Origin of the sequence: Streptococcus entericus DSM 14446, from assembly GCF_000380025.1 — a bacterium.
GTDB lineage: Bacteria > Bacillota > Bacilli > Lactobacillales > Streptococcaceae > Streptococcus > Streptococcus entericus.
Genome location: NZ_KB904185.1, coordinates 1 through 18510, shown reverse-complemented (window position 1 = coordinate 18510; position 18510 = coordinate 1). Strand labels below are relative to the sequence as shown.

24 protein-coding genes are annotated in these 18510 nt (G+C 37.7%); 10 read left to right on the top strand and 14 right to left on the bottom strand.

What is annotated here, in order from left to right:
- Positions 1-45: 45 nt before the first annotated feature.
- The 10 genes from A3GW_RS0109490 to A3GW_RS0109445 are packed head-to-tail and all read right to left on the bottom strand — an operon-like array spanning position 46 to position 7127.
- Positions 46-2544, bottom strand: coding sequence for an ATP-binding protein (locus A3GW_RS0109490; protein ID WP_018369053.1), 2499 nt, complete (start codon positions 2542-2544; stop codon positions 46-48).
- Positions 2528-2944 carry a conjugal transfer protein gene (locus A3GW_RS0109485; protein ID WP_018369052.1) on the bottom strand — a complete coding sequence of 139 codons (417 nt, stop codon included), beginning with the start codon at positions 2942-2944 and terminating at the stop codon, positions 2528-2530. Before A3GW_RS0109485 ends, A3GW_RS0109490 begins: the two co-directional genes overlap by 17 nt.
- 9 nt (positions 2945-2953) lie before the next feature.
- Positions 2954-3172 carry a TcpD family membrane protein gene (locus A3GW_RS0109480; protein ID WP_018369051.1) on the bottom strand — a complete coding sequence of 73 codons (219 nt, stop codon included), beginning with the start codon at positions 3170-3172 and terminating at the stop codon, positions 2954-2956.
- Positions 3169-4113 (bottom strand): conjugal transfer protein, encoded by a 945-nt coding sequence (locus tag A3GW_RS0109475; RefSeq protein ID WP_018369050.1) that lies wholly within the window; start codon positions 4111-4113, stop codon positions 3169-3171. Before A3GW_RS0109475 ends, A3GW_RS0109480 begins: the two co-directional genes overlap by 4 nt.
- A 12-nt stretch (positions 4114-4125) precedes the next feature.
- The gene (locus A3GW_RS0109470) at positions 4126-4389 is read right to left on the bottom strand and encodes a hypothetical protein (protein WP_018369049.1); all 264 of its coding nucleotides are present in this window, start codon (positions 4387-4389) and stop codon (positions 4126-4128) included.
- A 9-nt stretch (positions 4390-4398) separates the two neighbouring features.
- The gene (locus A3GW_RS0109465; protein WP_018369048.1) at positions 4399-4671 is read right to left on the bottom strand and encodes a hypothetical protein; all 273 of its coding nucleotides are present in this window, start codon (positions 4669-4671) and stop codon (positions 4399-4401) included.
- A 17-nt stretch (positions 4672-4688) separates the two neighbouring features.
- Entirely contained in the window at positions 4689-5162 is a 474-nt protein-coding gene (locus A3GW_RS0109460) for a hypothetical protein (protein ID WP_018369047.1), read from the bottom strand.
- Positions 5159-5395: a hypothetical protein gene (locus A3GW_RS0109455; protein WP_018369046.1), complete on the bottom strand. Its 237-nt coding sequence runs from the start codon at positions 5393-5395 to the stop codon at positions 5159-5161. Before A3GW_RS0109455 ends, A3GW_RS0109460 begins: the two co-directional genes overlap by 4 nt.
- A gap of 15 nt (positions 5396-5410) precedes the next feature.
- Positions 5411-5887 (bottom strand): antirestriction protein ArdA, encoded by a 477-nt coding sequence (locus tag A3GW_RS0109450; protein WP_018369045.1) that lies wholly within the window; start codon positions 5885-5887, stop codon positions 5411-5413.
- Between the two features lie 10 nt (positions 5888-5897).
- The gene (locus A3GW_RS0109445; RefSeq protein WP_026216687.1) at positions 5898-7127 is read right to left on the bottom strand and encodes a replication initiation factor domain-containing protein; all 1230 of its coding nucleotides are present in this window, start codon (positions 7125-7127) and stop codon (positions 5898-5900) included.
- Between the two features lie 60 nt (positions 7128-7187).
- On the opposite strand from A3GW_RS0109445, the gene A3GW_RS0109440 reads away from it, so the two are divergent.
- On the top strand, positions 7188-7493 hold the full coding sequence (locus A3GW_RS0109440; RefSeq protein WP_018369043.1) for a hypothetical protein: 306 nt from the start codon (positions 7188-7190) through the stop codon (positions 7491-7493).
- A 208-nt stretch (positions 7494-7701) separates the two neighbouring features.
- Here the strand turns inward: A3GW_RS0109440 and A3GW_RS0109435 are convergent, their stop codons facing one another.
- Genes A3GW_RS0109435 through A3GW_RS0109425 form a run of 3 tightly spaced genes read right to left on the bottom strand, consistent with a single transcriptional unit; the run spans position 7702 to position 10137 of the window.
- Positions 7702-9369, bottom strand: coding sequence for an FtsK/SpoIIIE domain-containing protein (locus tag A3GW_RS0109435; protein WP_018369042.1), 1668 nt, complete (start codon positions 9367-9369; stop codon positions 7702-7704).
- A complete protein-coding gene (locus A3GW_RS0109430) occupies positions 9366-9812 on the bottom strand; it encodes a hypothetical protein (protein ID WP_018369041.1) in 447 nt (148 codons plus the stop codon). Before A3GW_RS0109430 ends, A3GW_RS0109435 begins: the two co-directional genes overlap by 4 nt.
- 31 nt (positions 9813-9843) lie before the next feature.
- The gene (locus A3GW_RS0109425; protein WP_018369040.1) at positions 9844-10137 is read right to left on the bottom strand and encodes a hypothetical protein; all 294 of its coding nucleotides are present in this window, start codon (positions 10135-10137) and stop codon (positions 9844-9846) included.
- An 886-nt stretch (positions 10138-11023) separates the two neighbouring features.
- Here A3GW_RS0109425 and A3GW_RS0109415 point away from each other — a divergent pair.
- The 8 genes from A3GW_RS0109415 (at position 11024) to A3GW_RS0109380 (ending at position 17698) form a co-directional block, all read left to right on the top strand.
- Positions 11024-11377, top strand: coding sequence for a helix-turn-helix domain-containing protein (locus A3GW_RS0109415; RefSeq protein ID WP_018369038.1), 354 nt, complete (start codon positions 11024-11026; stop codon positions 11375-11377).
- Positions 11378-11561: 184 nt separating this feature from the next.
- Entirely contained in the window at positions 11562-12854 is a 1293-nt protein-coding gene (locus tag A3GW_RS0109410; protein ID WP_149036290.1) for an Abi family protein, read from the top strand.
- An 88-nt stretch (positions 12855-12942) separates the two neighbouring features.
- Positions 12943-13809, top strand: a complete 867-nt coding sequence (locus A3GW_RS0109405) for an ImmA/IrrE family metallo-endopeptidase (protein WP_233275327.1) — start codon at positions 12943-12945, stop codon at positions 13807-13809.
- A 10-nt stretch (positions 13810-13819) separates the two neighbouring features.
- Positions 13820-14506, top strand: coding sequence for a LexA family transcriptional regulator (locus tag A3GW_RS0109400; protein ID WP_018369035.1), 687 nt, complete (start codon positions 13820-13822; stop codon positions 14504-14506).
- Between the two features lie 4 nt (positions 14507-14510).
- Complete coding sequence (locus A3GW_RS0109395) at positions 14511-15926, top strand: Y-family DNA polymerase (protein ID WP_018369034.1); 1416 nt, start codon at positions 14511-14513, stop codon at positions 15924-15926.
- Positions 15926-16291: a ferredoxin reductase domain-containing protein gene (locus A3GW_RS0109390; protein ID WP_018369033.1), complete on the top strand. Its 366-nt coding sequence runs from the start codon at positions 15926-15928 to the stop codon at positions 16289-16291. Before A3GW_RS0109395 ends, A3GW_RS0109390 begins: the two co-directional genes overlap by 1 nt.
- On the top strand, positions 16284-16568 hold the full coding sequence (locus A3GW_RS0109385; RefSeq protein ID WP_018369032.1) for a DUF5960 family protein: 285 nt from the start codon (positions 16284-16286) through the stop codon (positions 16566-16568). The genes A3GW_RS0109390 and A3GW_RS0109385 overlap by 8 nt, the downstream gene beginning before the upstream one ends.
- Positions 16569-16594: 26 nt before the next feature.
- Positions 16595-17698, top strand: a complete 1104-nt coding sequence (locus A3GW_RS0109380) for a hypothetical protein (protein ID WP_018369031.1) — start codon at positions 16595-16597, stop codon at positions 17696-17698.
- Between the two features lie 329 nt (positions 17699-18027).
- Here the strand turns inward: A3GW_RS0109380 and A3GW_RS12100 are convergent, their stop codons facing one another.
- The gene (locus A3GW_RS12100) at positions 18028-18201 is read right to left on the bottom strand and encodes a FanG protein (RefSeq protein ID WP_083907142.1); all 174 of its coding nucleotides are present in this window, start codon (positions 18199-18201) and stop codon (positions 18028-18030) included.
- 28 nt (positions 18202-18229) lie between these two features.
- On the opposite strand from A3GW_RS12100, the gene A3GW_RS0109375 reads away from it, so the two are divergent.
- The coding region (locus tag A3GW_RS0109375; protein ID WP_018368561.1) for a cadmium resistance transporter at positions 18230-18510 on the top strand (281 nt) is incomplete at its 3' end.

Here is an 18510-nt window from a genome sequence, read left to right as displayed (position 1 = left end):
ATAACAATATCATAACACTTTGATAAAAAAGAATCAAGTATCATCTTACACCGCCTTTAGTTTTGTCTCAACTGTGTCAAAGAGTTGGGTGATTTCAGGGAACATGCCATCAACAGTTATGCGCTCTTTACGCCCAAAGGTATCTAAGTAGATACATTGAGCCATGGTCATGTTACCAAGCCATTCTTTGGTTGTTTCTGTTTTTGGGATTTTGAGATAATCCAGAACAGCATCAATTTCTGTATCTTCAAGGAAGGCAAAAACTGAACCAAACCCTGTCCCATCTTCTTCAGTAGATAGGTCATGGACAGATTGCGTAATGAAGACCAAGAAGTTGTTTTCTGATCGACCAACCCGTTTCATCCGTTTGAGAATTTGTTTGCCAACGGTTGTAGAGTTGAAGAACCATGCTTCATCAAAGAATTCGATCGTTTCAACTGTTCTATCTTGTTTTCCAAACTTGGTGCAGTAATAACCTAGGGCATACATGATGGTCAGACTCTTCTTCTCGTCTGAGGTCAAATCGACATTGCGATTATCGCTTGGTAAATTGAGTCCGTTAATTTCTAAGATGGTAATTTTAGAATCAACAGAGATACCGTTGTTCTGACCATCAGAGAAGCAAAGGGATAGAATGGATTGGTTGACTGCTGTTAGTAAAAAGTCACCTGCTTCTTGGACGCTTGAGTCAGAATGTTTCATCAAGTCTTTAAAGACATGAATCATCCCAACTCTTTCGCCACGTTCCCTTTTCGCTAAAAATTTATCTAGACTCTTGAGATAAGCATTGCGGATTTTGAGATTGTTCTCCTTACCAAGCAAGGTATCAATCATTGAGTCGGCAAGGTCACGGGCTTCCTGTCCTTTGAGAAAGACAAGAGGATCTAAGGCACCGTGATTACTTTTGTCTCTGGCGTCTAAGGTGATGAAGTTGATAGACTTGATATAGTCTTGAAGTTCTTGGAAACTCCCATTGCCTTGAAGTACTTTTAAGACTTTCTGGTACTGTTTCCGCATTTCTGCCTTGGGGTCAATGTAGAGAATTTTTGTCTTCAGGAAGGAATGGAAGGTAAAGAGGAGTTTGGTCAAGAAAGATTTCCCAGTTCCCGTTTCGCCAATAATGGCCACATGGGGATTATTGGTAGATTTATCCTTTACACCTAGCTTATTGGCTTGAAGTAGGTTGGTAAAGATAGGACTTGAGGAAGCCTCGATAGCTTTTCTATAGTCTCCTTGCCATGAATCAAGTTGGTTATCAATCCGTCCAATAGAAAAGCCTATATCTGTCCCAACTCTTTTAGTCATAAAGAAGAGATTTTCACAGAATGCTTCAAGAGACATGGCTTGAAGAAAGTTTCTATCATCGCGGTCAAGTGTCTCTGTCATCCGATTTTTATAAAAAAGGTAGACTTGGTCTGCATTGGCTCTGACGACCTCAACGGATAATTGGTTGAGCGTTGAGTAGAGTAGCTCATATTTAGCTTTTAGTTCATCTAGTGTATAGGCAGTAATCGTTAAGGTATGGAGGTAAGTTACTAGGGGTTCATCCTTATCAAATTTCCCTTGTAGGTCTTCCAATAAAAATTTACTCTTAATGACTGATCCCTTCTGGACGTCTTCCACCTCCTCTGCTTCAGAGATTGTGTTTTTCAGTCGTTGCCTTGCCCGTTTGGCTTTGCCTAATAATGAAAAGACACCTTTGGGAAGTGAAAACTGAATTTTGAAGTTTGATTCAACAGGGAAGCGGAGCGTTTGTAATTCTTCTTGGAGGTGAAGGTAGGACATGTTTTCAGGTAAACCATTGATAGGAAGTGTTGCCACATAAGAGGTTTCCCCCATGTTATTGAGTTTTAGGATATTGACATGCTCAAACTCAATGTTTGTCTCATCAAGATTTTCAAGGGAGTTCTCTACCCGTTCAATTTCAACCTCTTTCTTGTAAAATTGCCCTCTCATAAATTGGAGACGGTGAAGAAAGATATTCTCCTGTCTAGAGAGGGCCCGTGCATTGAGAAGGGCTAAGTTGTTTTCAAGGGCTTCCTTTTGTGTTCTATAACTGTCATTCCAATTGCTAGGGACAGTCTCCCCAATCCCGAAGGTGTTTAAGACTAAATTACGAGTCGACCGGTAACCTTCATAGACGACTGATTTTAAGTCCATCGAAATCGTCAAGGATTTCAGAGGGACAAGCAGGTAGTAGTGGTATTCATAGAGTTGGCCGATATCACTTTCTAAGTAATCAATAGTTTTATTGAGAACATAGTCCGCTAGATCACCGACTGGTGACTCCCAATCAATATCTAGAGCCAATTTCTGAAAGCGCCCATAGAGGTCTAAGTCCATTGGTACCATACGGATTTCAAAGTCATGGTACTTTGTAAGGTGACTAAGAGCAGTATAAACAAGGTCTTTATGCTTTTCTTTCGTCTTGCCATCGACAGAGTTAATGACTTTTGATGGAATTTGGTAAATCGCAAAGACGGAGCCATCTTTTCGGAGGATAAGGTTATCCTTGATGTCCCAAATATTATTTTGATAGTTCATGAGTCTCCTTTTGTTTTTGGATAGTTTGAGGGCGTTTGTATACTATTCCTTTGTTTAAGTAAATTGTGTCATGCCTCATGCCATATTGAAAATAGAATTTGAGATAATCCCACAGATAAAAGATAAATGTTTTACCATCAATTGTCAGATTAGTAAGGGTTTCTGAGAAGATCCAAGCAATAAGACCCGAAAGTGTTAATCTCAGCCCTAGTGGTAAAAAAACAAGGAATTTTTCAGACGGCAAGAAAAGGAGTGAAAAGATAGTGATGGTATAGACAATGCGAGAAAACTTAATCGGTGACTGCAAGGAATAATCATCATTAATTTTCTGAATCCAATAGGGTTGACTAAGGGCTTGCTTATAGGAGTAAAGGCGTTTATCATGTTTTTCTTCACTCATAACAACCTCCTAACTAAAGACGTTAGAGAAAATCTCTGAGATAGTATTGAGAACATTAGTAGGATTGTTGAGGAAGTAGACGGTAGCACCTCCGATGGCGACTGCAGTGATGGCCCGTCCGATACGTTGGTCACGTACGGCCTCAATAGTCTTCCAACCTGCAAAACCAGCGACAATCCATACGCCAATATTATTGACGAACCATTCAAATAAACTTTGTAGTGTCATTTAGTGTCTCCTTTTTCTTTTGTTTGTGGTTTGAGATAGTCCTTAGTAATCGTATGAGATAACTTTTGAACATAGTAAGACTTGTCTTTTTCTTCTATGATGAGATTGAAGTTTTCACTATGGGTGTTGCCTGCCACTTCAAAAGTAACTTGTGCATAAGCCGTGATTGTTTTGCCGTTGTTTCTGTAGTAGCTATAGTCCAAGTTTTTAAATATAGTCCCTTCAAGAGCTAATAAGTTGTTGGCAATCAAGTCAAGATTTTCCTGATTTGAGGTGTAATTGGTAAAGAAGAGTTTGAGGAAACTATCCAGACTGTCTTTAGTCTGTTTATCAGTCTCTGTATCTTCAACGAGCTTAAGACTATCATTTGAACTCCCCTTTTTGGCTTGGATGCTTGGTAACTTGACATGCCATGGTAGACCTGAAATGAAGTAGGTATCGTCTTTTTCACCAAACGGGACTGCAAACCCTGTCGTCATTTCTTTTCTACTCTCACCTACTCCTGTGGCATAGGTCACTTGGTAGGTGGCAACTTGCTCGTTAATAGTCAGAAGTTTAGCGCTGATGAGTTCAGTGGTTGAACGGACGTGGCCTTGATTTCTTATCTCTGGCGGGACATCATAAAAACTGTTGAGATAGGCTATTTGTTCACTTTGGACGGCATTATCATCAGATAAGGTGAAGTAGTTTTTGACGTAATCATTAAGGTAGTAGTGAAGTTTATAGTCAATACTAGAATCATCTTTTTTAACCTCTTGAATGACCGTTTTAGGCACATTGGAACGTGTGAGACTTACAATGATAGATAATGTAGCCAAGCCAACAATAGCAACCAGACCACCGAGAAAGAGAAGATTCATCGTTTTTTGATTGACCTCACGGACTTCTTGTCGTTGCTTGGGTTTGATACGCTTAAGGAATTTTGGTTTAGTTGGTGTCATTTTCTTCCTTTCTTAGAGTTGTATTTTGGCGGTCATTGCACCATTGACAATGACTTCGAGTGTGGATTTCTTAATGAGTCCTCCTTTTTTGAAGATGAAGGTGATGTCATAATATTGGGCTTCTTGAGCAAGTGTAATTTCCTTACGCTTTCGTAAGACGTCTCCTTTAACCATAGTTGCGATATGCTCTTCATTTTCCTTCAAAAATTCTCGGACAAAATAAGACAGGCGAGCTCTAAACTCACCTGTATCTTGTCGTAACATGTCAATTTCCATCTGTCCTCCTTATTTGGTTGACAACTCTTGGAACTTGTGACCTTTGGCTGCTAACTGTTTTTGAAGACGACTAACTTCACCATTGGTTAAGTAGTAACCTTTCAGTTCATTCCGAATGCTTTCCAATTGGTCAGCAGGGAGTTGGATGACTTCCTCTGATTTGAGTAAATTATGAAGTTTTCCAGCAGTTGTCCAAGCGTCTTGCAAATGATAGCTAGCTAATTGTGTTCCTAATTCTGAAACAGTCGATAAAATCTCTTTTTCAAGTTTTCCTTTTGTCATGGAGTTTTCCTTTCTCTTTAGCCGACTTTTCTATAAAAGCCTCTTGGGGTATTTAAAAGCTCACCTGATGAGAGGTAAGCTTGTATACAGTTTAACCAAGAATTGGTCTGGTAGAACATCCTAATGAGTTCAGTTTTATCAACATCTTCAAGTAGAATATTAAGAGCCTCAACTTCATCTTCACTAGCAAATTTGTAGTAAACTGAGACAATATCTAAGACTTTCCAGTGTTGTTGAAGTAGAAATGATAGAATATACTCATCATAGTCATAGAGCTTCTCATAACACAGTTTAAGCAGTCGAATCTCCTGAAAGGTCAGGTTGGTTTCGACATTCCAATCTGTTATACCAGTGATGAGTAGCTCACTTTCATAAGGATAGCCTTTATCCACTAGCCGTTGTCTGATAGCTTCTTCATCGAACCGCAACAAATCTACCTGAGCCAGCTTTTTTGAATAGCCGTCTTGAATAATCCGAATCGTACCAATCATGTGTACATCATTCCTTCTACAAATTCATCATAAGCGAGCCAGTCATTAGCTAGGTCATAGGCTTGTTCTTTGGTCAGAATGCCATAGTCAATGAATTTATCCAGTTCTTTGCGAATCAGACGGAAAATGTCACTGAGGGCTAATTCAGAATGAACAACCTCATCATCATTACGATACCATGTCCAAGTGACGCCTTCTGATGAGTAGCGAGAGCGCGCGGTGAATAGTTCCATAGAGTCCTCCTTTCGTTATTGCCAAGTATAGTAGCTGTCAGAGACGATACAAGATAGTTCTAAGCGAGCATCTCTGCCATAGGCTTCATAATCAAAGTATGGTTCCAGATATTCTGGTATGTTTATAGCGCTGAGTTCCTCAACAAGATAGATACCGAAATCCTCGTCTCCACTAACCTCAGCTACTGTCCAATCGTTGTAATCGAACTCCTCAATAAAGGTTTCAATAGAGCCATAGTGTCCTAACCAGTCATTGATGAGAGAACTGTAAGCACTAGGGATGGTAGCCATTTTCTCTGCTAGTTGATTTAGGGAAGAAATCGGCGTGTATTCATTTATCCCATTGACGCCTTCCCAATCTGCGATAAGGTATTCATCGCCATCGTCAATGTGTAGAGTGTGTCTGATGGTCTGCTCTGATTCAGGAAACTCAAACCACTTGAACTGTCCTGTCAAGATGTTTTGCACGCAGACCTTGAGTTGAAAAGTCATGTTGCCTCCTTTACGTTACCGTCATCATCTGATAATTTTTCTTAAGGAATTTGAGTTCCTGTTCCATTTTCTCGGTTGGTTTACCAGTGTTTTGAATCATTTTCAAGTACTCCGTATTCATGATTTTATCAGCTTCTTCGACATAAGCTAGTGAGTTTGACACTTGATAGAGGAGCCAACGAACGGTTCTATCAATGGAATAGGGTTCTGGTTTGACCGTCAATTTGAGAGGTTCAGCGGAACCAAACATGGCTTGCCATTTCTGATCAGGAAGATAGGCACCGTATTGTCCGATTCCTTCATAGACCAACATTTCTTGGTTGATGAGGCCACGGGCGAGACAGCCGAGGTCTTGACCGCTGACAAAGTGTTCGACTAAAAGTTGAGCCTTTGCTTGTGATAAACGTATCTCATAACGATTCCAAACGCCAAATATCTCTAGAGCTTCCTCAACGCTGATGCCTTCTTTCTGGGCAAACTCGTAGCGCTTTTCATAGAAGTTGAAGAACATATTAGACTTACGGGAGCCAAAGTAGAGTGATATGCCTTGACGTTCGTCCTCATCGGACTTGGTGTTTAACTGTCCGCCACCAATATGACTCCATACTTTTAAATGATTGAACGTGACATAATTCTGATAGACTTTGCCTATCATTTCCGAAAGGTGATAGTGGTCAGGCTCATTATGTTTACCACGATACAGTTCATCTAGTGCTAGGTCAATGCGTGTCACTTTCATATCGCTTCGGTCATAGACCATTCTTTGTAAAAAGTCTTGCCATGTGATACCCTCACGCTCTAGTATTAATTCCATCTGGCGACAGCCTTGACCAGAAAGCTGAAGAGTGACTTGATAGTTATCACGTTCTTCTTTGTCAAAGTAGTCAAATAGCCAAATATCACCACGTTTATAGAGGTGATTGTAAGCCATCATTGTGGTTTCTTGAGAACCAAAGTCTTTAAAGTCAACGTAGAGATAGCTCTTGATGAAGTCCTTGATGTCCCTAACCTCTTTAAAGGTGATCCGTAGGTAGTCAATCATCAGGCGTAAGGGATGAGGATTATCGTTAAAGGAGTAGCCCAACTGTGATTTAATCTCCTTGAATTTTTCCAAGGTAAATTCACGTCTACCTGTTTCATAGGATTTGAGACTGGAGAGACTCATCTGAGTCAACTCCGCAAATTCTTTTTGTTTCAAGCCAAGACTGGCTCTAAATTTTCTTAATGTTTTACCATCAATAATGAACTCCTCCTTTCTAAAATGGTATAATAAGTAAAAAACATAAGTAGGAGAAAAAACATGTCCCAATTACCACTGTTTGAGAGGTTTTTCCAAGGCATTAATGACGAACATAAGGAGGGCGTGAAGGACTATTTCCTTGCATTGGGAGAACTTCCAGAGGCGTGCAATAAAAAAGAATATGTGGACATCTTCTCAAATAATGTAGCCCTCATTTTTGATGAATACCCTCCTGAAGTCATTGTCAAATCATTGGAAAATGAGTTAGGAACAAATCATCTCTCTGCGTTTATCTATCGTATGGGACAAGGTAGATGGCATCAGCAAGCTATGGCATTGTTTAATGTACAGAACCATTTGAAGTAGGTGTACAGTTTTTAGCAAAAAAGTGTACAAAGTTAAAACCTCTCAAACCCTTGATTAACAAGGACTAGGGAGGTGCTACTTCGTTGATTTTTCAAATCTCTACCCCCCTATTAGAATATGGGGGTTGGTCAAACGATTAGAGGGAACTATCGCCTAGCCCGCCCTGCTCTGTTCGCTTCGCCTACGGCTCGCTCACAGGGGCGGGGCGCTATCTCCCTCCAATCGCTGTTTCGCTGAGAGGGTGGAAAAAGTCCTCTATCGCCTCTTTATAGGTCACGTTGTCCTTGTCCATGGCGTCAAACATAACCTCCAAGTCATAGAGGTCATCGTTACTCAGCATGATTTTCCCGTCTAGTCGGTCAAAGATACGGTAGTTATTCTTTTCAATCAGATTGACTAATTTCCTAATCTGGTCATAGGTTTTGTCCAGTTTTTGTTTGGCTTCAGCCATGGTGTAGACGTCAGACCGTGGTTTCTCTACCTCCTCTTCAGAGATAAGAACTAGAGGTTTCTCATAGGAGTTAGTAGTGGCTGGTGCCTCTTTTTCAGGTGCCATGGCCATAAAGGCGTCCTTGAAGGAAAAGCCTTGATCAAATGGGACGTTAGGGGAAAAGAATTCTCTAGCGATTTCACCTGCATTGGCGATATAGCCCCGTCCAATGACTTTCTTGCCATCAATCTCATCAATGTACTTGAACTCCTTGTTTCGGTTGGCGTCTCCGTACATCATGGTATACCCCGTATCTTCCAAGTGACCAACCGATAGACGTTTCATGAACTGATCCCGCAGACTGGTCTTGATATACTCCCCATCAGGCCGTTGCATAGCCATGATAACAAATATCCCAGCTTGTCGCGCTTCTAAGATTAACTGGGTCAGGTATTGATTGACCTGTTGTTGGAGTTGGTAGTTGCCTTCTAGTTTGGCCATGAGGGCTGCCCACTCATCAAAGAAGATGAATTTAGGGCGCAGACCAAACTGAGAGAAGTTCATCCCAGCCACAAAGTTTGGCTGGTTTTTCATGTAGCGATAACGCTCCTCCATAGCCTCCACGTTGTTTTTGAGGCAGGCGACAATCTCTTCTTTCGTGATAAAGACATGTCCTTGAAAGATGGGGACATCCGCAAAGGAAGAGAGGTCTGACTGTTTAGGGTCACAAATGTCAATATCAGCCATAGGCGCAAGCCCGTAGAGGAGAATCATAAGAAGGACGGTTTTTCCTCCACCAGTTCCCCCACCAATCAGTAAATGAGGTTGCTTGATATAGTCCCAATAGACATCTTTCATGAGACGTAGCCCTTGCTTGGTCATCTTAACGTCTGATAGATTAAGACGCCCAGCAAATTGGTCAATGGCAATGGTATAGGTGACGTAACCCTTGGTAAATTTCTTACCAGTCAAGTCGCCATCATGTTGAATTTCAAGGGTATTACCTAGTGTTAGGAATTTATCCTGAAATTTATTGCCTTGTAGGATAAAGGAGGCCTTGAGGTCATACTTGCTTTGCTTAAGATAGACTTTTGGCAAAATGATTTTTTCCTTAATCTGGTTATCTTGCTTGATTTTCTTAGACAGGTAATAACCATTTTCTAGAAGAAAGTTAGCCATAATTCGTAGATTATCTAACTTAGAGAAGGCCAGTAGGTGACTATAGAAGTAATGTTGTAAGAGAAAACTCATTACTGAGCCACTTAGCAAGACACCCCCTGTTATCAAGCCATAGTAGAGTGGTTGGACAGTCAGATTTTCATAGTTCAGCCCAAGCAAAAAGCCACATCCTAAGAGATATGGCAGATTGAAGAGGCTAAAGGTGATGCCTCGAATATGTTTGTGATATTTCCTGACTCTTCGGCCTCGTTTATGCCAAAGCCTCATTCTTTAGCCTTTCCTTGGTCAGCTTTCGGAGTAGGCGTGTTTTTCTTAGCAATCCCTTGAGCAAAGAGTTTATAAACTCCACCTGAGACGGCTGAGTAAGTGACAATAATGCCTGAGAGTTCCACTTGATCACCGAATTTCAGACCAAGGGCTTCAATTTCACTTGGCAACATACCAATAATCGAGAACTCTTCTGTCCCGTGTTGGGTACTTGATTTAATAGCCACTTTGGTTGAGAGAATTTCCCCTGTAGGAACTTGTGGGTAAGTCCCGTCTTGATTACGGGGCTGTGTCGTGTCATCTTCATACTTTTGTTCGACTTCGTTAATCCCACGCCATGTCAATTGTCCAAAGACCTCATCGATTTTAAGGGCGGGTGTGATGTCCAAGTACCGCTTATCTGTGATTTCGATTTTATCGAATTTCAATCCAACTTTTGCCATATTATTTTTCCTCGTATCTTTCTATTTGTTATTATTTTTTCACCACAATCTTCTCCGCAAAAACGTTCAAGGCAGGTGCCATGTCACGTCCGTTAATGGTATCAGGGTAGAAGATAGGGTTGACTAATTCAATCACAGCGTCTTCTTCAAAGACCTCAGCTGTAGCAGGTGTAATCACATAAAATTGGAGGTGTTTTTCATTGACCACTTCATGACGTTGGAATTGGCCTTGTTTACCAAAGACGGTACGTGGCGTTGTGCCTAGTTTTTCATAGATAGCAGTTCCAATAAAGTCTGGGTTCATTTTGAGGGTTTCTCTAATCATCAGTTATTTCCTTTCAGTGTCTAAAAAAAATCAAGCCAGAGCTTGATGAGATTCATAGTATTGTGTCATTAATCGGCGGTAGTGGTTGGCGAAGTACGTGAGTTCACCTTGTGGGTAACGGACTTTCTTCAGTCGAATGATTTGGTTGTTCAATTGGTTTAAAGCGTCCACGTATAAGATCCCCATCAAGTGTTCATTATGGCAGTAGACGCCTAATGAAAAGGTGAAATTGTCGTAAATTTGTTTTAATTTTCGTTCACAATAGGTCATAAGTTCCTTTCTAAATAGTAAAAGCTACTAGTAGAAGGTGAGATTCAGGACTAGTAGCTTATGTGTTAAGAGATGAGACTCGCTCGAAGGTTTCCAGTCTTGTCATGGCAAATCATCATCAATGGTTATTTGGTTGAGAAAAGGGAGCCTCCTTTCTCACGGTGGCAACGTTTAGCAAGGTGCATTGCGTCAATTACCATCGCTTTCCCAGCCAATCTGCCAGACCGATACCCGTATCCAGAAGATTCTCTTATGCCTAAGGCAAAGCCAGTTCACTTTACTATTCGGAAAAGTGCGAAAGTCCGAGGTGCGTGTGAGTAAAATCTAACCAAAGAGGTTCCCTTACTCAGCTCCAACCATCAATGGACTTGAACTTTTTAGACAAATGTGATACAATATAGGTACGAAGTATATGTGTGTTTGTCGGTCAGTCCTCTGGTTGTCAGACGCACATTTTTTATTCAGATGTCAAAGAACATTATTTGATTTCGGATAATGCTTATTATTTTTTGAAATCAATACAACTTTTATGTTGTTAAAAACATTATACAACCTTTAGGTTGTTTTGTCAACTAATTTTATCAAGAAAATTTAAAAATTTTTATAGAGGTTACTTATGGGATTCCCAGAACGCTTAAAGGCCTTACGTTTAGAGGCGAATTTAACTCAGAAGGATATGGCAGAAAAATTTGATATTTCTCAGCAAGCATATGCAAAATGGGAATTAGAATCAGCTAATCCAACAAAAAACGTTATTACTAAACTTGCTTCAATTTTTAATGTCACTGTTGATTATTTAGTAGGTAATTCAGAATACAGAACTGTAGAAGAAGAAAAATTATCGGAAGTAGAAATGCTTTTCCGTGCCACCTCACTTGATATGACTGATGAGGAAAAAGAGATCTTCAAGCAGGAACTTCTGGACTTTATGAAGGAAAGGAAGAAGATGTTTGAAGAGGATAAGAAGTAAGAAATGAATATAATCTATTCCAAACTTTGTTTTAGATAATTGGAATTAAGATAGGAGGGGAGAACGAGAGGATAACTTTCAAGAGAATGTAAATATCTGTCAAGACATTTGTAAGATACTCTTGAAGTGTTTATGTCCCTTTCTAATCTTTTTTAGTGTGATGAGTTGAGAGGTGCTTTTAATTTTGAGTGAAAATAGATATGTAGGTGAAATCAAACATGTTTTTAATAATTACGGTATTGTTTCCTCCAAAATCGATGATACTGAAGTAAGTTTTTTCTTTTTTATAACTCCTGATATGCTTTATAGAGGAAAAGACTTAAGAATCTCAAGGAATGTTACTTTTAAATTAGTGAATTCACAAATAAGAAACGTTAAAGTTAAAATTGCTACTGAGTTAAAATCTTGTCCAAATACTAAAAATAAAAAATATCAGATTAGTAAGAAAAAAATTGACAAAATAGAAGATTATCATGATTATATTTTTAAACATTTCTATAATGAAACTAGCGAATCAGTTCTAGGTTCATTAAAAGAAGAAGATATAAAATTTAAAGAAAAAGTTTTAAAATGGGTTTTAAAAATTGAAAAAATTATAAAGTCACAGTTAGTGAAATTGTTATCGGAAAATTCAATTAAGTCTGAAGAGGTATATAGTGTTATTGACCAGGATAGAGGTTTAAAGATATTAAAAGAGAAAATATTTAAAACTTTAAAATCACGTTATATTTTTCGTGCTGAGTTTGAATTGTTAAAAATTGATAGAAGCAAAGACGGGAATTCTGCTTCGATTGATATAATTGATGTACCACTGACTTTATTCTTTGAAAATTTAACGATCGATGAACTAGGAAAAATATACAAATATATAATGGAGGCATTTGATAAGAGGTTAAATAAATCCTCAAAAATTTACGAATTTTTGAATTACAACAAACAAATGTTTTCAGAAATCTCAATTATCAGAAATTCATCAGCCCATGGGAATCCATTTATCCCTCTAATTTTAGATGATTCCTATAGTCCTAGTTTTTTATTTGATCTAAAGTCGGTATGGCCAAGTCATAATTCTGGAAACAATGTTGAAGAGGAGTGGGAATTATTTGAAACAATTCGTTTTTCTACAAGAATGTTATCAAAAGAAGGAATAGCTCCTATTAATATAGGAAGTCCACTCCTGATAGCTTTATATACGACTAAATATATTTTGATAAATCCTGCTCGGAGATCGTTCTTTTCATTCTTATTTACTATTATTTGCTACTTTAAGGTTATTGATAATACTGATGAAAAAGCTTTTTATAATGATATGTATAAATTTATGCCAATACCTATTGATGATGAAGAATTTAATAATGATAGTTTACTTATGAATTACCCTAAGGGGGATTCTGTGATGAAGCAGTTATTTATTTTCACTTATGTGCTTTTTAGTCCTGTGTTTTGGTTCTGCCTTCCTATAACTTATAAAAAGTAGTTTTGAAAAATAATATTAAATAATAAAATCTGTGGACAATCGTCCACTTTTTTTGTATAATAAAGTCAGTTTTAAAACTGACAAGGAGGTGAAGTATTTGGAAAACACCTTTTCAAAGATAAGTTCAGTTGTAAAATCACAGCTATATCCTTTCATCAAGCTGAGAGAATTGTCGCTCTTGTCTTATACTTATGAAGATTTCTTTGACTATATTGTGAAAAAGAATGACATCAAGGTATTAGGTCATCATTTTTCAAAGCGTAGAATTGATGGTTTAACCATAATTGATAGTCAAGGTGGTGTATCCCTGTCCTATGAGAAAGAAAATCCAGTCACTAGGCAGAACTTTACCAAGTGTCATGAATTGGGTCATTTCTTGCTGGGGCATCAAGGCAATGTCTTCACTGAATTAAAGGATAACCAAGATACACTAGAAGAAGTAGAGGCTAACTGTTTCTCGGCTTGCGTCCTTATGCCTGAAATTGTCCTGTTGTCAAAAATATACTATCAAAGGTCAAGGTTTCAGGAAGTAGCTAACTCTCTTCTAGTTTCCGCTGAAGCTTTAAGCATTCGTCTTCTAGACATATTAACACATTTACTGAATGAGTATAGAGAGTATGTAGGCCAAGTTATTCAAACTTATCGGTCAGGAGATAATCGAAAAATTCTACAATTATTTAACAGGGCTCATGATTCCATAGTCGCAGATTATCAACATTATGAGATCGTTCCGCAAGAAAAGTTAGATTATTTGCTTCAACAAAAGGATTTTATAACAGATGACGAATTACCTGAGTTGACTGATATAGACTTTAGGAATCAAATCTCTTCGAGAAAGATTGGCACTTGGGCATATTACGATAGAGGCAAGACCATCTTTTATGCGTGGAATAAAGAGAAACTAACAGAAAAAGAAGCTTATCAAAAAGCTAAAACCAAATATTACTTAAGTTAAGGAGGCGCTTATGTTTTCACCAGAGGCTTTAAAAAAGAGACGTACAGAGCTTAATATTAGTCAGGCTGAGATGGCAAGACAGCTTGACATCACTCGTCAGTCGTACTTCACGTGGGAGAGTGGTAAGACAAAACCCAATGGCCAAAACATAGAAAGACTAGCAGACATTTTAGGTGTATCAACTAGTTACTTTGAATCAGAATATAAGATTGTTGAAACTTACTTACGTCTAAATACTGTCAATCGTGAAAAGGTTGAAGACTATGCGGAAGAACTTCTTACTGTTCAGGAAGAAAGTAATGTCATTCAACTCTATAGTATCAAGGTTATTGATGATATCGAACTCTCCGCAGGTTTTGGGGAGAGTGTCTATGATGAATCTGAGTTTGTAGAAGTTTTTTCGGACATAGACTACAGTTATGATATTGCAACATGGATTAGAGGAGACTCCATGGAGCCAGTCTATGTTAGTGGGGAAGTAGCCCTTATCCGTGAAGGTAGCTTTGACTATGATGGGGCTGTCTATGCTGTGGTATGGAATGAGCGAGCTTACATCAAGAAGGTTTATCTAGAAGAGGATGGGTATCGTCTAGTGTCTATTAATCCTGATTATCCAGATATGTTTGCTTCGGCAGAAGATAACCCAAGAATTGTTGGTAAAATCATTGGTCACTTTATGCCAGTAGTAAGAGGGTAAGATTATGGGCTATTTTGACTATTCGAGAGAGCCACAAAGTGATATTGCCTTCATTGACATGAAGTCTTTTTATGCCAGCGTGGAGTGTGTTGAACGAGGCTTACACCCTTTGAAAACCTCCCTATGTGTCATGAGTCGAGCGGACAATTCTAATGGGTTGATTTTAGCTTCATCACCAATGTTTAAGCAGGTTTTTGGCAAGCAAAATGTTGGTAGAGTGTATGACCTGCCCTTTGACATTCATACCAGAAAGTTTTCTTATTACAATGCCAGACGTCAAGGAATTGAGATTACCCCTGAGTATGTTCGTTACATCGAAGAGTGGGCTAAAGTTACCTTTATCGTACCTCCTCGGATGAGTCTTTATATCGAAAAAAATCTAGAGATTCAGCGTATCTTACAGAACTATGGTAGTCCAGAAGATATTCTCCCTTATTCCATTGATGAGGGCTTTATTGACCTAACAGGATCGCTGAATTACTTTATCCCCAGTAAGACCTTAAGTCGGAAAGAAAAACTTGATATTCTCTCTAGTAAAATTCAGCATGATATTTTTAGAAGGACAGGTGTTTATTCCACCGTAGGTATGTCAAATAGTAATCCATTACTAGCTAAATTAGCTTTAGACAATGAAGCTAAGAAAACTAAAACCATGCGTGCCAATTGGTCTTATGAAGACGTGGAAAGTAAGGTTTGGGGCATTTCAGAGATGACAGATTTCTGGGGGATTGGTAGTCGCATGAAAAAACGTCTCAATGATTTGGGCATTATGTCTATCAAAGAGTTGGCCAATTGTAATCCAGACCTACTTAAGGCCCATCTGGGAGTCAATGGGGTAGATTTATTCTTTCACGCCAATGGTATTGACGAAAGTAATGTCCATAAGCCTTATAAACCAAAGTCAACTGGGATAGGTAATTCACAAGTCTTACCAAGGGATTACATCAAGCAGAGAGAGATTGAGTTGGTTCTGTCAGAAATGGCTGAACAAGTAGCAGTGCGTCTCAGGAAAGCTGGGAAAAAGACAACCTGTGTTTCAATAGGTGTTGGTTACTCTAGGTATGAAAACAAGAAGGGAATTCATGTTCAAATGAAGGTTGAACCGACCAACCAAACAGAAACTCTAAAAAATCATGTATTAGCCCTTTTCCATAAGAAGTACACTTCAGGTGCTGTTAGAAATATCAGTGTTTACTACTCACGATTAGTGGATGAGTCTTTCGGATTGATCTCACTCTTTGATGATATTGAACAAATTGAAAAAGAAGAAAGGCTCCAAACAGCTATTGATACCATACGCCAACAGTTTGGTTTTACCTCACTATTGAAAGCTAATGCCTTAGCAGAAGGTTCACGAGTGATAGCCAGAAGTAAACTAGTTGGTGGTCATTCAGCAGGAGGTTTGGATGGATTAAGTTAATGGTGGATAGAAGCTATTTACCGTTTCAATCAGCAAGAGAACACCAAGACCGAGGCATGATGAAATGGATGGGGTTCTTCCTGTCAGAACATACCACCTCTCTGGGTGAAGAGAAGTACAGGATAGACTTCTCAGATGAACTTAGTCATCTTGATAAACTAACCCTTATCTCGCAACTCTATGCCAGTCAACTTATAGGTCAGTTTATAGTGAGGCGAGATAAACAAAAAGTCACCTATCAAGGACAGGTGACAGAATTATCAAAAGATGAGATTGTCATCAAATCAGAGGGGAAGCACCATCTGATAGCAATAAAAGATATTTTAGACATACAACTAGCAGAAGTTGGAGTAGACTATGGATAGACGAGACCTTTATAAAGATAAACTACAGATAGACTATTTCTCTGAGAGTTACATCAAGTTTGAAGAAGACTTTTACAGGTATTCTGCGGATGGAACTCCCTTAACCTTTATCATTGATGACATTCTCCTGTCCATGGCATTGTCCCAAAAGAACTATTTCAAACTCAATAAGGAAAAGTCAATTGACGGACGAGATCATTATTTTGAGTTTCAGGTAGTCTTGGAACCTGATAATAAGAATGTCAGGACGTTTAGGTATGTGGGGCAGATGGTTTAAGTATAAGAACGATACTAAGGAGAGACATGAAAAAGATTGATAAAATTTCTTTTCTGGTTTTATTGGATGAAGTCGGTGAAGTTAGACAATTGCTAGAAAATCTGGTAGGTATGAATAAAGATATTACTTCTAGTATCTCTACAGGAGTACTACCTTTTATATCTTCTTTAAGTGATGGAATATTGCATTTTTTGCCTGAAGATAGTCTTGAAGAATTTCCTTATATCGGAAAACAAGATCTTAAGAAAATAATTGCGAGTGTTAGAGTCAGTTATAAACAATACTCTGATAAAAAGTTTAATAAAGCTGTTAGAAAGATGCTTTCATTACAAGAAATATTTTACTCAGAATTGACTAAAGGTTATAATTTTTTTCAAAAAATGCTTATCAACAATTTTGGTCAACCTGATTTAGGAGTTTATTACTTCAAGGGTATTCCCTACGCGAATACCAATCAATATTATATTTATGTAGAAAGCATTTTATCTAAGACTGACTCAAAAGATATTCCATTATTCTCAAATCAAGCGGAAAACCTATTTTTTGAGTATAGTAAAAATTTAGCAACATTAATAAATTCTACAAATTTAAAAGTTATTAAAGACGCTCCAAACCAAAATATAGATTCTACTGATTTTGAACTAAAGGATTTCTACTTTTTAGATCAAAAAAGAAGGAATATCTTGATAGGAAAATTCCCTCTTGAAGCACAGTTATTTCTTTTTAATATTTTATGTCAGAATAATTTTATTCTGTACATATTACCTATTCTTCTAAATTCAAAAAACTCTTTTTTTACCAGATCATTAATGCAGAGTTATATAGTTAGTATTAAAGTTTTACGACTTGTATACGAAAAATATAGTTCCAGTCTTTCAAAATCTCAGCAAGATACTTTCGTCAAAATAATTGAAAATAAGGAACTTGCCCTAAATATTGGAAACTCTTTTAGAAATAATATTTTTCACTATCAAATATCCGATGTACCAGCAGAATATTTGGTAAAACAAGAGAAATATTTTGAAGGATTGATTGGATTTTATAGCGAAAAAAATTTCAAAGAGTATCAGGAACTTCTGATCCAATCAACTGTTGAAGTTAATCAATTAATAAAGTCATTGATTGAATAATAGAGGTTCAATTCGTACAAGATAATTGGAACTCATTTATGGAAAGATAATACGGACTTGTTTGGATTAAAGCAAGTCCGTATTTAAAGGCTTCTCGAATATAGCGGAAGAATTCTTTAGATTAATTCTCAACCGTATTAAATTTTTCGGTCACTAGTTTCTTAAAAATATGAATTTTTCGGAAAGTCAAGATTTTGTTATTATTTATGATATACTGGTACCGTAATTATATCCTTACAGAGGTTAAGTAAGGGTTTCAGTACACGTCAATAGATGTCAAAATATTGATTTTAAGCGATTTTTGATTTTTGGAAACTCATTATATCGCACTAAAAATCAATAAAAACTCTACCTTTTTTAGATAAATATATCATCTGGATATTGAAGTTAAGCCCTGCTGTCATTTCGATGGCAGGGCTTTTTAATATTTGGTACACTAACTTCTTATCTATATTTTGGTGGATTTTAAGTTGACATCTACAAAGTTTAATGTTAGAATACATTCAAAAATATATTTGAATGATGTGTTTTATGATTCAAAATGTTGTTACTTCAATAATCCTGTATTCTGGGACAGCCGTAGACTTACTTATTATCCTAATGTTATTTTTTGCCAAAAGAAAAAGCAGAAAAGACATCATCAACATCTATTTAGGACAATTTCTAGGCTCTGTTAGTCTAATATTACTAAGTTTGCTTTTTGCATTTGTCTTAGATTATATTCCTAGTAAAGAGATTTTAGGTCTGCTCGGTTTGATTCCAATTTTCCTAGGCCTCAAAGTTTTGGTTTTAGGAGATTCTGATGGAGAAGC